This window comes from Rhizobium sp. BK176 (genome assembly GCF_024808055.1).
Window position 1 is genome coordinate 56241 of sequence record NZ_JANUBV010000007.1, and the last position, 13657, is coordinate 69897.

At 59.7% G+C, this 13657-nt stretch carries 14 protein-coding genes; 5 read left to right on the forward strand and 9 right to left on the reverse strand.

Features of this window, described 5'->3' with window-relative positions; genetic code table 11:
* Positions 1-29 precede the first annotated feature (29 nt).
* The gene (locus FHT76_RS21180; protein ID WP_259185836.1) at positions 30-890 is read right to left on the reverse strand and encodes a LysR family transcriptional regulator; all 861 of its coding nucleotides are present in this window, start codon (positions 888-890) and stop codon (positions 30-32) included.
* A gap of 3 nt (positions 891-893) precedes the next feature.
* Positions 894-2083 (reverse strand): IS3 family transposase gene (locus FHT76_RS21185; RefSeq protein ID WP_259185837.1). Its coding sequence is split into 2 segments (ribosomal slippage): positions 894-1834 and positions 1834-2083, totalling 1191 coding nucleotides; the frame shifts between segments, so codons are not numbered across the junction.
* A gap of 231 nt (positions 2084-2314) precedes the next feature.
* On the opposite strand from FHT76_RS21185, the gene FHT76_RS21190 reads away from it, so the two are divergent.
* Together FHT76_RS21190 and FHT76_RS21195 are read left to right on the forward strand one after the other, a co-directional pair.
* Complete coding sequence (locus FHT76_RS21190) at positions 2315-3304, forward strand: zinc-dependent alcohol dehydrogenase family protein (protein ID WP_259185838.1); 990 nt, start codon at positions 2315-2317, stop codon at positions 3302-3304.
* Positions 3305-3493: 189 nt separating this feature from the next.
* On the forward strand, positions 3494-4657 hold the full coding sequence (locus FHT76_RS21195) for a PLP-dependent aspartate aminotransferase family protein (protein ID WP_259185839.1): 1164 nt from the start codon (positions 3494-3496) through the stop codon (positions 4655-4657).
* Between the two features lie 153 nt (positions 4658-4810).
* Here FHT76_RS21195 and FHT76_RS21200 read toward each other — a convergent pair whose 3' ends face one another.
* Positions 4811-5749, reverse strand: a complete 939-nt coding sequence (locus FHT76_RS21200; RefSeq protein ID WP_259185840.1) for a LysR family transcriptional regulator — start codon at positions 5747-5749, stop codon at positions 4811-4813.
* A gap of 60 nt (positions 5750-5809) precedes the next feature.
* On the opposite strand from FHT76_RS21200, the gene FHT76_RS21205 reads away from it, so the two are divergent.
* Together FHT76_RS21205 and FHT76_RS21210 are read left to right on the forward strand one after the other, a co-directional pair.
* Positions 5810-6733: an SDR family NAD(P)-dependent oxidoreductase gene (locus FHT76_RS21205; RefSeq protein ID WP_259185841.1), complete on the forward strand. Its 924-nt coding sequence runs from the start codon at positions 5810-5812 to the stop codon at positions 6731-6733.
* Positions 6730-7602, forward strand: a complete 873-nt coding sequence (locus FHT76_RS21210) for an NAD(P)-dependent oxidoreductase (protein ID WP_259185843.1) — start codon at positions 6730-6732, stop codon at positions 7600-7602. Before FHT76_RS21205 ends, FHT76_RS21210 begins: the two co-directional genes overlap by 4 nt.
* Before the next feature lie 172 nt (positions 7603-7774).
* On the opposite strand, the gene FHT76_RS21215 is transcribed toward FHT76_RS21210, so the two are convergent.
* The 4 genes from FHT76_RS21215 to FHT76_RS21230 form a co-directional block, all read right to left on the reverse strand.
* Positions 7775-8119, reverse strand: coding sequence for a carboxymuconolactone decarboxylase family protein (locus tag FHT76_RS21215; protein ID WP_148187829.1), 345 nt, complete (start codon positions 8117-8119; stop codon positions 7775-7777).
* Positions 8120-8282: 163 nt separating this feature from the next.
* A complete protein-coding gene (locus FHT76_RS21220; protein ID WP_259185844.1) occupies positions 8283-9305 on the reverse strand; it encodes a zinc-binding dehydrogenase in 1023 nt (340 codons plus the stop codon).
* Positions 9298-10383, reverse strand: a complete 1086-nt coding sequence (locus FHT76_RS21225; RefSeq protein WP_259185845.1) for a Gfo/Idh/MocA family protein — start codon at positions 10381-10383, stop codon at positions 9298-9300. Before FHT76_RS21225 ends, FHT76_RS21220 begins: the two co-directional genes overlap by 8 nt.
* Entirely contained in the window at positions 10380-10832 is a 453-nt protein-coding gene (locus FHT76_RS21230) for a nuclear transport factor 2 family protein (RefSeq protein WP_148187826.1), read from the reverse strand. Before FHT76_RS21230 ends, FHT76_RS21225 begins: the two co-directional genes overlap by 4 nt.
* A gap of 102 nt (positions 10833-10934) precedes the next feature.
* Here FHT76_RS21230 and FHT76_RS21235 point away from each other — a divergent pair, with 102 nt between their 5' ends.
* Positions 10935-11864: an AraC family transcriptional regulator gene (locus FHT76_RS21235; RefSeq protein ID WP_259185846.1), complete on the forward strand. Its 930-nt coding sequence runs from the start codon at positions 10935-10937 to the stop codon at positions 11862-11864.
* A 204-nt stretch (positions 11865-12068) separates the two neighbouring features.
* Here the strand turns inward: FHT76_RS21235 and FHT76_RS21240 are convergent, their stop codons facing one another.
* Complete coding sequence (locus FHT76_RS21240) at positions 12069-12506, reverse strand: DsrE family protein (RefSeq protein WP_259185847.1); 438 nt, start codon at positions 12504-12506, stop codon at positions 12069-12071.
* Positions 12507-12620: 114 nt separating this feature from the next.
* A complete protein-coding gene (locus tag FHT76_RS21245) occupies positions 12621-13586 on the reverse strand; it encodes an MBL fold metallo-hydrolase (RefSeq protein WP_259185849.1) in 966 nt (321 codons plus the stop codon).
* Positions 13587-13657: the final 71 nt, after the last annotated feature.

Sequence of the window (13657 nt, forward strand, 5' to 3'; positions counted from 1 at the left end):
CTCCGAATCGAGCGCACATATCCGATGCACTAATCTATCAAATATCGAGTGAGCTGAAATTCGCCATATCGCCGTTGCATCGTTTGTGCTTGTTCACCAACAAACTGAGTAAGGGCTCGTAGCCGCGGTAGTCGTCGAAGATCCTGGTGATATCCCAGCCAGGTGTCCCTTCCCGGAGGAGGATTCGGCACTTCAACCCGTTTCAAGACGTCCATCGAGTCACCCAACGGCCTGGGAAGAACCGCCATCCCTGCACCACTCGCGCATAGCCTTGCCTGAACGTCCCGATTGTTGCTTCGCATAGATATCTTCGCATCCGGGAACCGGTCCTTGAGCCAGGCGACGTCGGGCATGCCACCAAAAGCCTCGTCCATAATGATCATACTGAATCCTTCTCCAGTGCCAGGCGAAGGGTCGTCCGATCCTTTGGCTACATACAGGCCATAGGGAATGTGAAACAACTTACGTGAGATGACTTCCGGCTCCGTGAAGGGCTTGATGCGGAAGACCAGATCCGCTTCGCGACGCGCAAGGTTCAGAAGCCTGGAATCCGTGAGAATCTCGACGATTACGTTGGTATGCACACGTTTGAAATCTGCAAGGATGGGGGCGAGAATATGAACGCCGAACCAGTCAGAGCACGAGATCCGCAAGGATCCGGACAACGTGTTCTCGGTGCCCGCAAGCTGGCGCTGGAGTGCCAGCGCCTCCTCCTCCATCCGTTCCGCGTGCCCCATCACGACGGTGCCCTCATCTGTCAGGACAAACCCGTCCGGTGTGCGCTGGAACAGTGAGTGGCCGACCGCGGCCTCAAGAGTCTTTAGTCGTCTTCCCATTGTTGGCTGCGTCAGGCCCAACTTCCTCGCGGCCGCACCTGACCTTGCCCCCAAGTTTTATCCAGTTTTGAGTTCGCTCCAGCGGTTTTGGGTTGCTGTATTCGGGGCGGTAGCGGCGGGTTGCGGTGCGGAGCCATTTCGGCTGCGCAGCACCGCATCACGTCGCGGGTTGATTGAATGAGCGAACTCGGCAGGTGTCATCCAGCCGAGTCCAGAGTGCGGTCGATGATCATTGTAATCGCTGCGCCAGTTTGAAAGCGCTAATCGAGCTTGGGTCAGTGACGAGAAGAGAGTTTCATTCAAGAATTCGTCTCGCAGCCGTCCATTGAAGCTTTCAATGAAAGCGTTCTGGATGGGTTTTCCAGGCGCGATGTAGTGCCAATCCACCTTGGTCCGATCCGTCCATTGCAGGATCGCGTTGCTGGTGAATTCGCTGCCATTGTCACTGACGATCATCCTGGGTTTGCCGCGTTCCTCGATGATCCGGTCAAGCTCGCGGGCAACGCGCAGGCCGGAAAGCGAAGTATCGGCGACGAGTGCCAGGCACTCCCTCGTGCAATCATCGACGACCGTCAGAATCCGGAACCTGCGCCCATCGGTGAGTTGATCCGACACGAAGTCCAGCGACCAACGATCATTGGCTGCCATCGGGATCAGCATCGGTGCGCGTGTGCCTATCGCTCGCTTCCGGCCGCCGCGTTTGCGCACCGTCAGCTTCTCCTCCCGATAGAGTCGGAAGAGCCTTTTGTGGTTCACAAGGTGTCCTTCCCGTCTGAGCAGCACATGGATGCGTCGATAGCCGAAGCGGCGGCGCTCATGTGCTAATGCCTTCATTCGCTCGCGAAGGTCATGGTCGTCGATACGGCTGCTTTCGTAACGAACCGTCATCCGGCAAACGCCGATGGCTTTACACGCCCGCCGTTCGCTCATCCGATGTTGGTTCATCAGGTGCGCGACAGCGTTCCGCTGGGCTGCGGGCGTCACCACTTCTTTCCCAAAAGGTCCTTCAAAGCAGCATTGTCGAGCATCGCGTCCGCCAGGAGCCGCTTCAGCTTCGTGTTCTCGTCCTCCAGCGTCTTCAGCCGCTTGGCCTCGGACACGTCCATGCCGCCGAACTTGGCCTTCCATTTATAGATGCTGGCATCGCTGACGCCGTGCTTGCGGCAAAGCTCCGAGACCGGCGTGCCCGCCTCGTGCTCCTTCAGAATGCCGATAATCTGTTCGTCTGTGAAACGGTTGCGCTTCATTCCCTGGTCCTCTCAATGGGCCAGAGCTTACTTCAAAATGGATTATTTCAACGGGGCAAGGTCACACCCAACGTTCCCTCCCTCGCGATCGCAAGAAAAAGACGGATGTCGCTCCATTCCATCATGACGGATAACCCATTCAAAAATGCATGATCAACATACAATCTATATGATTTTCATGCGGAAAATTCCATATCAAAGTGCGGACATCAACTGAAAGGGATTGATCCTATGACCACGATGAAAGCATTAGTTCTCGAAAATCACGGCACCGAATTCCGAGTCGCGCAGATCGCACGACCAACTGCGGCCGAAGGTCGGGTACTCGTCCGCGTGAAGGCGAGCGGCGTGAATCCCCTGGACACGAAAATCCGGGCAGGAGCAGCCGCTCATGCCCGGCACCCTCTCCCCGCTATCCTCGGTATCGACCTGGCTGGGGTCGTCGAGGAAGTCGGCGCAGGCGTGACCGGATTTCGCCGCGGTGACGAGGTCTACGGCATGACAGGCGGAGTGGGTGGCGTACAAGGTTCCCTGGCAGAATTTGCGGCCGTCGATGCACGGTTGCTGGCCATCAAGCCATCTCACCTTTCCATGCGTGAGGCGGCCGCTCTACCCCTCATCTTCATCACTGCGTGGGAAGGCCTTGTGGATCGCGTCGGCATCCGGGCTGGCCAGAAGGTGCTCGTTCTCGGTGGCGGTGGCGGGGTCGGACACGTAGCAGTCCAGATTGCCAAATCGTTTGGCGCGGATGTCTATGCTGTCGATGGCGCGCGCAAGGCTTACTACATCAAGAGCCTCGATGCGACGCCGATCGATTACGCCACGGAGACCGTCGAGGATTATGTCGCCAAATACACGCAGGGACGAGGTTTCGACGTCGTCTACGACACCATTGGCGGCGCTGGCCTGGACACCGCGTTCAAGGCGGTCGCCCGCTTCGGGCACGTCGTGAGCTGCCTCGGCTGGGGCACGCACGCTCTCGCCCCGCTCTCATTCAAGGCCGCGACATACTCCGGAGTATTCACGCTGATACCGCTCCTCACTGGCGAAGGCCGCGAACATCACGGGGATATCATGAGGGAAGCGACGCGCCTTGCGGAAAATGGTCAGTTGATGCCGCGTCTCGATGGCCGGTCCTTCACCCTCGAGAATGTGATGTCGGCTCACGAGTTGATTGAAGGTGGCAAGGTTGACGGAAAGCTCGTCGTCGACATCGCGTAATAGCCAGGGTCCCGCGCGTTCATGCGCGGGACCCGCTTCACTGAAGCCCGTCCTTTCCGCATGGCCAGACGCGAGGATTGCGGCAAGTAGAAACGACGCCACATTTGTCACCCTTGATCAGTCAATCCGAAAATTTCGATCGACTAGCTCGCATCAGATCACGCACTCCTCGGTGAAAAGGAAGATACGATGAAGGACCTTACCCACTGTGTCGTTACACCAACCATTAAAACCGACGGCTTCGTACCGCTGGGGATCGGAGTGCACCGCGCGTCGACGATCGTCTTCCAGACGGCGGAGGACTACGCCGACCGAGGAAGACGGGGACCTGACGGCTACAGCTACGGTCTCTATGGGACGCCGACAACCAGAACACTCGAGACAAAACTGACAGCTCTCGAGAAGGGCGCCAGAACTTTCCTTGTACCCTCTGGCCAGGCGGCCAACACGATTGCGATGCTTCCATTTCTCAAGGCGGGGGACAGGATCCTCATCGCAGATTCCGTGTACCCTCCGGTGCGCGATTTCGCCAACATGGAACTGGTGCGCTTCGGCATTGAGGTTGCCTACTACGATCCTGTCGACCCATCCGATCTCGAGGCCAAAATCAACGCCAGAACCAAGATCGTCTGGTGCGAATCTCCAGGTTCTACGACAATGGAAATCCAGGACCTGCCCGCTATCACGGACATAGCCCATCGGCATGGAGCACTGGTTGGCTGCGACAACACCTGGGCGACACCGCTGAACTACAAGCCTCTGACGCTTGGAGCAGACATCGTCACAGAGGGCCTAACCAAATACATCTCGGGTCATTCCGACGTACTTCTGGGATCGTTGACGGTCCGCGATGAGAAACTAACGGCTCCAATACGATCAACGCTTGGGCGGATGGGTATCTCAGTGTCTCCGGACGACGCCTCGCTGGTACTGAGAGGATTCGAAACACTGGGCGTCCGCATGAATCATGCAAGTCAAGGCGCGCTTCAGTTGATCGAGAGAATACAGGCAGCGGATATCGTGGAACGCGTAATCCATCCAGCGCTGCCGACCGATCCTGGACACTCCGTTTGGAAGAGGGACTTTCATGGGGCATCAGGTGTCTTTGGCGTCGTTTTCAAACAAGGCCTGTCCGATCGGGTCTCGCCTGCTCTCAATGTGCTCAAGACCTTTGCGATAGGAGCATCTTGGGGCGGGACACGCAGTCTCGTCGCACCAATGCCCGTCAAGGCCTACCGGACGGTGCGGAGATGGGATGCAGACGATCTCGTCTTGCGCATAAGCGTCGGCCTTGAGGATCATCAAGACCTTGTCGATGATATCGAAGCGCTTCTGGCAGAGATCTCCAGATAGCTCAGCTCCCCACCTGGCAACGTGAGCGCCCTGCTCGCTCGGGACGTCCGCTTGGGCGCGATCTATCCCGGCGGGTCCGGATAGAGTTCCTCTTGGCGGAGGGCGATGGTGGAGTTCCTGCGTTCGAGAGTCCGATCATCGGGAAGAAGCGGCTCATCGTCGTTGGTTCCGATCGCGCAGGAACGAAACGAAGGCCCGCATGGAGGCACTGAGATGACGGTGTCTTGGGTAATAGAGATGGAGGCCTGGATAAGGCGGCGTCCATTCTCCAAGCAGTTCGACCAAGGCGCCAGCTTCAAGAGCGGCGGAGGCCATCCACTTCGTCAAGTAAGCCAGGCCGTAACCGTGGACTGCCGCCGCCAGAATGAGCCTTGAATTGTCTAGGACGAGGCCGCCAGTCGTCTCGACGACGAGTGCCTCTCCCCGCCTTTCGAACTCCCAGCGGTACAGGCTGCCTCCCGGCATACGAAGCTGGATGCAACGATGGCCCCTCAACTCGGCCGGCGATCGCAAGGGAGGACGGCCTGCAACATACGACGGTGCGGCGACGACGATATGCTGCTGCATCGGCCCGACCGGGATTGCCACCATGTCCTCCGAGATAATCTCGCTGGAGCGGATGCCGCAATCGAACCCGTTTTCGGCGATGTCCACGAGACGGCGCTCGCTGACGATTTCGACGCGCACGTCGGGAAACGCGGCCATGAATTCGAGCACCAATGGTGCCAGCACCTGCTCCGCCGCAGTCGCATCCGCGTTGATCCGCAACGTCCCGGAGGGCTTGGAAGTGAATTCGCCCAGCTCGTCCGCGGCATCGGCGATCTCAACAAGTGCCGGGCGAAGTCTGGCGAAGAACTGCCGACCTGCGTCGGTGAGCGATACGTTGCGGGTAGAGCGATGGAAGAGCTGCACATTGAGGCGGCTCTCCAAGCTCGCGACACTGTGGCTGAGGGCCGAAGGACTGAGGCCGCTGCGTCGAGCGGCCGCGCGGAATCCGCCATACTCGGCAACCGCTGCGAAGGCCGCCAGCTCCGCTGGAGACAGCGCACCGACCGTTCGAATTCTCTCAGCATGCCGTTCTGTGTTGTCCATCTAATCAGCACAATGAAGAACTGCTACTTCAAACACAACCCACTAGGAAAGGAAACTACGATGTCCCAGCAAATCCCCTTCGGCTTTACCTCGACCGCATCGGAGGTTCTCGCCGGTGTCGACCTATCCGGCAAGACCATGATCGTAACCGGCGGGGCCAGCGGCATCGGCATCGAAACGGTAAAGAGTCTGGCCGCCGCAGGTGCGTCCGTAACAATTGCTGCGAGGCGCGTCGACGCCGCGGAAGAGGTCGCAAAGGGCTTGAGGGCGGAGACCGGAAATTCGAAGATTGAAGTCCGCCCACTCGATGTCGCTGACTTGAATTCTGTACAGAAGTTCGCCGACGACTGGGACAAACCGATCCACGCCCTTGTCAACAATGCTGGCATCATGATGGTGCCGGAGCTGGAACGAACCGCAGAAGGCTGCGAGCTGCAGTTCGGCACGAACTTCCTCGGCCACTTCGCGTTGACGATGGGGCTGCGTCGCCAGCTTGCCGCCGCCAATGGAGCACGCGTCGTATCCGTCAGTTCGACCGGCAGCCTCTTCGGCCCGGTCATTTGGGATGATCCCCATTTTCATTTCACCCAGTACAACCCGCTTCTGGGTTATGCCCAGTCGAAGACTGCCTGCATACTGCTGTCGGTTGGCATCAAGGAGCGCTGGGCATCTGACGGCATCGTCTCGAATGCCCTCAACCCCGGGGCCATCGCGACAAACCTCCAGCGACACACGGGCGGGCTCAAGACGCCCGAGCATCTTCGCAAGAACCCTCAGCAAGGGGCCGCGACATCCGTCCTGCTAGCCGCCTCGCCGCTTGTCGAGGGCGTCAACGGTCGATATTTCGACAACTGCCAGGAAGCGCCGCTGATCGCGCGCCGACCGGAGGGAAGGCTCGAAGGTGTTGCGCCTTACGCGCTCGACAGCGCCAATGCGGACCGGCTTTGGGAGATGGCATTGCGGATTGTGGGAGAGCCAAAATGAGCGACCCCCTTCGCGTAGGATTCATCGGCCTCGGCGACCAGGGTGCGCCGATGGCTGCTGCGATCGCTGCCAAGTTCGATTTACACGTCTGGGCAAGACGCGCAGTCTCGTTCGAGGCTCTTGGCAACGCTCGGCACGTAAGAGAGAAAGACCCTGTCGAACTTGCTGCAAACGTCGACCTGCTGTGCCTCTGCCTGCGTGGCGATAGCGATTTGCATGACCTCTTAACTGACCGTTCGTTGCTCCAGGCGTTGGGCAAAGGGGCGACCATCATAAATCATGCAACCGGCGATCCCGCTGAAGCCGAGAACTTTGAACGTATCACCGAGGAGCTCGGCGTGCACTTTCTCGATGCGCCCGTCAGCGGTGGGCGACCTGGTGCGGAAGCGCGGTCTCTAACCTGCTTTGTCGGAGGCCGCGCTGAGGCACTTGACGCAAGCCGACCTGTTATCGAGTGCCATAGCACTCATATCGTCTCAATGGGGCCTGTCGGTTCAGGCCAAATGGCGAAGCTCTGTAACAACGCTCTCACAGTCTCGAACCTGCGTAACATCGTCGAGGTTTTCGCGATGGCCGAGAAGCTGGGCGTCTCCCTCGCGGGGCTCCGAGACGCGTTCGATCACAGCAGCGGCGGAAGCTTCATCCTGCAGGCTCTGGGTACCAAGGTGACGGTGGGCAACGCAGCACATATCGCCGAGCTGAACCGCACGGACGTCGACGAATTCGCGGCAGCGATGCGCCGGAAAGGCGTTGATCCGACGGCGGTCCAGGAATGGGCGATCAAAGGCCCCGACGGACTGGAGGCGCTGGTCCAGCGTCTGCAGCCCGTCGGGGCCGGAAAGCGGCGGACATCCGTCCGTTTCGCTTGAGAGCCCATCGCGGTCCGATGCCGTGGTCTGCCGGACCGGGCCCCCGCAATTCACATCGATGCACATCTTCATCGTGGCCGGAGGCCGCAAGGCGGCCTCCGCCGTTCCTAAGCTTGGACAGTGTCCCTAATCCAACTGCATTTCCTGGCGACCTTCGATGTACCGCCAGCGTTCATGAAGTCTTTGATTTGACAGCATCCATCACCCGCGTGGAATAAACGAGTCCTGCCCCAGCGTTGACACCAATCGCCGTCCCGAGCGCCTCGGCGATCTCTTCACGTGTGGCGCCCGCCTTGAGCGCGGCCTCGGTGTGCACAACGATGCAGCCATCGCAGCGCAACGAGACCGCAGCCGCCAGAGCGATCAGTTCGTTGACCTTGGTACCCAGCAGATTGGTTTTGCGCGCGGCGCCGCCGATAGCCTGATACCCCCTGATCACATCCGGACTCAGTGCGGCTAGTTCGGCTACTCCCGCAAGCACCTGCTGGTGATAAGAATTCCAATCGATCATAGACATCACATATCCTCACGATTTTAGGATCTTAGACTCGGTAGTAAAATGCAGGCCCCGCGTACTCAAGCAACCGAAGGGCATTACCCCAGCTTGAACCCTCTCGGTCGATCGTCAGCAGCCTCTGGTATCGACTTGGTGCAGGGCCGACGTCTTCCGAACGAGGGAATTAAATTTTCAACACAACTCGCCCCAAGGTTTCCCCGGCCTCCAGTGCCCTCTGGGCTTCGCCCACCCCCTCGAACGAGACAACCCGGTCGATATGGGCACGAAGCGTGCCTTGGTCGGCCCTTTCGGATATCTCGTCGAGAACGCGGACTTGTCTCAGTCTCCGCTGATGGTCGCGGGCGATCTGCGGCAGGCCGATATTGACGAACGAGATGTCCAGGTTTCGCCATTCCGCGAATCCGTTTCCGCCGCTCGGCCAATCGGAGACCACGGTGTTCACCAGGCGGCCATATGGCGCAACGTGGCCGAAGCTTCGCGCGAAGTTGTCATGTCCGACAAAGTCGAACACGACATCGGCGCCCTCCTTGCCACTCCAGGACTTCAATGCCGAGCCGACGTCTTCCGTCCGATAAAGGATTGCCAGATCAGCACCCAGCTTCAGCGCGAGGGCTGCTTTTGCCTCACTTGAAACAGTAGTAGCCGTCCGCGCCCCGATGGCCGAAAGGTACTGTATGGCGATGTGGCCAAGGCCGCCCGCTCCACCGTGCACCAGCACGTGATCGCCCGGATTGACCCTCCCCTTGTCGAAGACGGCTTCCCACGCGGTCAGGCCGACCACAGGGAGCGCGGCAGCCTGGACGAAATCGAGGTTCTTCGGCTTTCGCGAAACGTAGCCACCATGGATCACCTTGTACTCCGCGTAGCTGCCCGGGTTGCCGGGATAGCCACCATCGATGTACCAGACTTCGTCCCCGATCGCGAGGTTCTCGACAGCGTCGCCGATATCCTCAACAACGCCAACGCCATCGATGCCTAGGATTGTCGGCGATCCCGCGTCTGCATCGGGATCCGGCCTCTGTCCACTCTTTCGGTTCTGCCAATCGGCCGGATTAATCCCGGCTGCGGCCACCCTGATGAGAACATCCTGTGGTCTCTCGATTCTCGGCTTGGGTATGTCCCGCACCTGCAGGACTTCAGGCCCGCCTGGGGTGTCCAGGACCAACGCACGCATCTTCTCAGACATCGCGCCACCCCCCTTCGCTCTGTTCGACCGCGTCTATCAGACGATGCAGCTTCACCGCGCTGTCGAACGTCGGAGCTTCGCGCGCGCCGGACAGTTTGTCGGAGGCAAAGAGTTCGTAGAGCTTCTTGACGTTGCCGATCAGGACATTCTCATCCGGCCCAAAGTCGCCTGGAATGGGTATTGGATGAAGGCTCTCGCCCGCTTGCGCGCCAGAGAGGCTGAACCCTCCAACGCCCACGTAGCCGACGGGGCTGGTCAGGAGCAGGTCTCCCTTGCTTCCGTTGATCTCCATATGGAAATTCGTCGCGCGCGACAGACCGCCGCGGAAATGGCTTGTCACAAGAGCGCCCGATCCGAGCCTGCCGTTAAAGGCGACCTGGTCTGCGACAGTGAGCGGAACAGCCTCGCCGCTCTCCACCAATCTGATCGTGGGCCGCCGGGTTGCGAGCGTCCCTGAAACGCTGAGGAACTCAGAGCTCAGCGCGAACCCGAGGGCGTCCATTGTGTGCGCGAACGGCACGTGCAGCATGCTCGCCCCGTTGGATGGGTTCAGCGTGTACCGGAAGGCTTCCTCGAGTTCTTCCCCCCATGTGATTCCTGAACCGATAACCGAGGCCGACAGGACCTCGCCAACATACCCCTCGCCGATGAGCTTCCGGATGTGCCTGATGGCCGGGTTGGCTCGGGTCTGGAGGCCGATCATCGTCGAGACGCCCTTGGCCGCGGCAAGGTCTCTCATGGCTTCCGCATCCCGGAGGTTCATGCCGAGAGGCCATTCGGAGAACACCGATTTTCCAGCCTCCAGGGCGGCGGTCACGAGCTGGAGGTGCTCCGGGACTCTGACTGTAACGACGACGAGGTCCACGTCGGGATGGTTCACGAGCTCCTCGGTTGATGAGACAGCGTGGTCGAACCCGAACTTCTGGGCCGCTGTCTGTGCGACATCAATCCGGCTGTGGCTTAGCACCGAAAGCCGGAACTGCGGCAGTTCCTGAAGTGCGGGGACATGGGCGGTAGATGCCCAGCCACGGTCGGGGTGCACCCCGATGATGCCAACTCTGATCGGTTCTTGGGTCATTGGACGCGCTCCTTGGGCTTGATTTCGAGGATGGTGCGATGGAGGGCGAGCTTCGCAATACGCCACTGTCCATCCGCCAGCTCCCACGTTTCGTGGTAGTGTCCGTAGCCGTGCATGCTGGCCGGACGCGTTTCGTCGTCCGCCGGGAAGACTAAGTAATCCTCCATGGACCAGATCGCCGTGACCTGGTGGGCAGACATTCGTTCCAGCTCGGCGTTGTGGACCTGGTGGATCGTACGGGCGCCCTCAAGGTAGCGCGCGGTCACCGCGACGAAATCGGCGACAGAATTGAACGCGCCGACTATGTTTCCTTCAGGATCCATGAAACGCACTTCTGGTTCGGCCGAGAACAGCTTCCCGAACTCGTCCCAGCGCTTGGTATCGATGTATCGGCAGTACCGGGCCTTCTGGAACCCGATCGCTTCGAATGCTTCTATGTCGCTCTGCATTTGAAATCTCCGTTAGGGTGCCTACATAAGTCGCCCGTTCCGGACGTTTGAGATCTGCTAGTCTCGAATTGTTGTCGGATCGTCCAACTCCGGCGAGGCGACATGGACGCGCTTTCAAAAATCTTCACGGCCCCCCGCATTAGAGACGCGAAGTTCACCCGCCTGGAGGCCAGCGCTCCCTGGGGAATAGTCTCTCCCGGCGAGCCAGTGGTGAAGTTCGTGCATGTCGTAAGCGGCTCAGCCGTATTGACCACGCCCGACCAGGCCGCGCCCACACGGTTGGAAGCCGGTGACGTCTTCATCCTGCTGGCCGATGCCGCGTATAGGATTTTCGACGACGAACGTTCCGTGCTCATCGACTGCGTCGACGTCGAGCGCGCTCGCGTGGGCAACGGTATCAAGTTCGGCGGCGGCGGTGCCACGACGACATTCATCAGCGGATCCTTCGAGATGGAACCACTCGGGCGCAACTACGTCTGCGATGTGCTTCCGCCGTTCCTGCATCTTACGAAAGGCGCTGGCCGGACAGAGGGCTTCGCGACCATCCTGAACATGCTTGCACTTGAGACCTCCGTTTCCGGTCTGGGCGCGGACGCAGCGGTGATCCGGCTGTTCGAACTTCTGTTTATCCATGCGCTCAGAGCCTACGTTGGTGACGACAGGCACCAGAAGCGCGGTTGGTTGGCCGCCGCATCGGATAGCCGTCTGAAATCCGCTCTGGAGGCAATCCATGAGGATCCCGGGAAGGACTGGACCATCGGTTCCCTTGCCAGAATGGCGGGCATGTCTCGGTCCGCTTTCGCGGCTCGTTTCAAAGATGTTCTTGGCCAGACTCCGCTGGAATACATGACCTCCTGGCGTGTCTACTGCGCTTCGACGCTTCTTCTTACATCCCAGGCGCCGATATCGGAGATCGCCCACAAGGCGGGATATTCATCCGATGCGGCATTCAACAAGGTGTTCAAGCGAGTGACCGGACAAACGCCAGGCATGTTCAAGCGAGTGAACGAACCCGCGAGCCGCGCTGAATAGCGACCGCAGCGGGGTCGCCGGGGCGGCTGGATTGCCGTCGTTTCCGTTCCCTTTCCGCTTGCGCTGCTGGTCACGATCAGTGTCCTTCCATGGAGATCAACGCCCTTCGGGACCGCTGGGGCCGTCGAGTGACACCTAGATGGCACTCGACGCTCGACACTCTTCTTTAACATCCGGCTCTCCGCAGGACTTGGAGCCGGAGGGTCACTCGGTGATCTTGACGAATCCTTGCTGGACGAGCTGAATCGTACGCGCCATCGCGTCGAGATTGATCTTGATGCGGGGTAGAAGATCCGCGTTGCCCCATCCGTTCACCTTGGCAGTCGCTCCGCAAAGCTCGACCTTGACGCCTATGTCGATGAGGTCCGCGACCAGCTTTTTGTATGGGTTGCCAGTGGCAATGTTCCGCGACGCATTGTAGGCCTCATCGCCGAGCGTGACGTGACCTGCGTTGGTGTGGAACACCACGATCACTTCAGAGGCCGCCTTCCAGTTCGCGATGTCCGTCGTGAGCAACTGAAGATGGAATAGAGCCGCAGGCAAGTCACCCTCGAACACCAACCCTCCGATGCTGTGGACTGACTTCACTTCCCGCAGCTCGACAGGGATATCGATTACGAGCTCGCTTTTTTCACCCGGCATGTTCGTCTCCTTCGAGTTGTTACGAATGGATCCGGGACGCCAAAGCGGCGCCCCGGCGGCGCGCGGGGGAGCGGTGGGAGGAGCGCGCCGAAAGGTTTTGTCAGATCGGTGCGCCTAGACGCCGGCGTAGACGAGCCTCGTGAAGAAGGCCGGATCAATCACGAACTGGCCCCACTTCCCGTCGAACGCGGCGGTGGGCTTTGCTTCAACCGTCTCATCGAGGGAACGGCCCTGACGTTTGAGCTTGGCCACGTTCTCGCGTATGGCGACCAGCATGTCGCGGAACTCACGCAACTCGGCGCGATTGCTGACCGGGTTTCCATGTCCGGGAATGATGATGGTCTTGTCGTTGGACGCGGCGAGGTTCGCTTCAGCGGCAGCGATCATTCCGTCGATGCTTCCGCCTGTCGAGTGATCGATGAACGGATAGATGCCGTTCCAGTATGTGTCGCCCGCATGCAGGACGTCCGCCTCGCCGAACATCACGTAGATGTCTCCATCCGTGTGGGCCGGGCCGTAATATTTCAGATCAAGTGTGTTACCGTTGAGCTTGAGCGTATGCTCCTTCGAGAACACATGCTGGGGGACGCCGCTGCGCGCCAGCGGTAGGAAATTGTAGTCCCAGTCCTCCACCCGTTGGACCTGCGAAAGGTGCTTGCGGGTGTTTTCATGGGCGATGATCTTCGCACCGTCGGAGCCGATCCAGGGGTTTCCATCCGCGTGGTCGAAATGCCAATGGGTGTTGATGAGGTGGGACACGGGATCCGGCGAGATGTCGGATAGCACCTTGGCCATCTGCTTCTGTGAGACACTAATTCCGGCATCCACCATGACGAGGCCGTCCTTACCGCCCAACACCGCGATGTTGCCACCCGAACCTTCAAGGATGGTGATGCCGTTCCTCAGCTTGTGGGTGGTGATGGCCGACTTTGCGGCACTGTCCTTTATGAGGCTGACCAGGCCCCGAGCCTCCGCATAGGCCTCACGGGGGCTCAGCCACCCTCCCGTGGCGGCAAATCCAGCCGCACCGATGCAGCAGAGGCAAAATCCACGGCGCGAGAGCATGTGTTCGTTTTTCATGGCATACCTTTCCGCAGCCGGATCAGATGAGCCGACGGCTTTCGAACTGGAGTTGGAGAGGTCGGGCGGGC